The following is a 1,228-nucleotide window of genomic DNA, read 5'->3' as shown; positions in this document are numbered from 1 at the left end:
CCGCCATCCACTGCGGAGCCGTACAAATGTACGGCCAGCAACGTCGGTTCGAGATGGCGCTCGATGACGCCAACTACCTCTGATAGTTGAGTCGATACTTCGGCGATCACCACTTCCCTCATGATGTTTAACTTTGTTTTAGCCACCAATGATGCCCTCACTTTCCATGATTTTGGTGGGAATGGATTTTCTTAGCGGCAACTTACTTTCGTTGTCTATATCCATGTTAAAGGCGAAAAAGTAAACCTCTGTCTCCTTCTCAACCCACCCAACCCACCATGCGACACCAGGATTTGACTCAGTTCCCACACCAGAAAAACCAGTTTTTGAATGCACTAGATATTCAGGTGCCGCCTCCGTTACCAAAGCCTCTTTTACTATTAGCTGGTTTTCTTTAGATGCTGACAATTTATTTAAATATAGAGACTCTAGAAACTCCACTTGATTAACTGCGGAAATTCTAAGCTGGCCTTCCAACCAGAATTTGTCAATGCCACCACTGATATTCTGGTTGCCATAGGAAAATTTTTTAAGGTATTTCTGCATTCTTACTTCGCCAACTTCTCTGGCGATTTGTTGAAATACGGGAACAGCTGAAACTTGTATTGCCCCTCTTAAGGTCAAGTCTCTTTCCCATTGCTTCATGGCTCTTGGCTTTCCGTCCCATTTGAAAACCTGATGCTCATTCTTTATGACACCAGTTTCTAGGCCGATAATTGCGTTGGGGATCTTAAATGTTGATGCTGGAAGATATTCCTTTGATGCACGAGCTAAGTCATTGGTAGCGCAGGATTTACTGCTACTTTTACAAAGCACGAAGACACCATTGACGGCTTCGGCAGAGAACTCTTTGTTCCAAGACGTATTTTCTGTAATTGAACCAGCTAATGCCGTACTCGAAAGACACGCGATAATTACATATGCGGCAAATGTTTTCATGGCACCTTCTTGGTGGCTAACGTTAATTCGACCTCAGAGGCGTTTAAGTCAAAATACCTCTGACGTCTAACATGATTAATCAAAGTCTGATTTTTTAACAAAATCAGAAAGATAGACGCGAAACTTTAAAACAAAGGCGTCAACACTTCAAGTAGCGATCTTTCGCTTCGGCGAGGCCTAACGCCTGAGCTCAGCCGACCGAAACCGCGTAGCGGTTTTGGGTCGGCTGCAGCGATTTGTTGGGCGATAGCTTGCCACATTCTCTCAACGATTGGGATTTGATGTACTT

General features: G+C 44.1%; 1 protein-coding gene and 1 pseudogene. Both read right to left on the bottom strand.

What is annotated here, in order from left to right:
• Positions 1-122 (bottom strand): annotated as a pseudogene (locus ACJHYR_RS27765) (ANT(3'') family aminoglycoside nucleotidyltransferase); the annotation flags it as partial.
• A 16-nt stretch (positions 123-138) separates the two neighbouring features.
• Positions 139-939: an oxacillin-hydrolyzing class D beta-lactamase OXA-10 gene (locus ACJHYR_RS27760; RefSeq protein ID WP_000846390.1), complete on the bottom strand. Its 801-nt coding sequence runs from the start codon at positions 937-939 to the stop codon at positions 139-141.
• Positions 940-1,228 lie beyond the last annotated feature (289 nt).

It is taken from the genome of Escherichia sp. WS1450, from assembly GCF_046487395.1.
Lineage (GTDB): Bacteria > Pseudomonadota > Gammaproteobacteria > Enterobacterales > Enterobacteriaceae > Escherichia > Escherichia coli.
This window is presented reverse-complemented; position numbering and strand designations above follow the sequence as displayed.

What these genes read in the sequence shown, in the direction of transcription:
- ACJHYR_RS27760 (WP_000846390.1), bottom strand. Translation starts at nt 939, where the DNA reads ATGAAAACATTTGCCGCATATGTAATTATCGCGTGTCTTTCGAGTACG.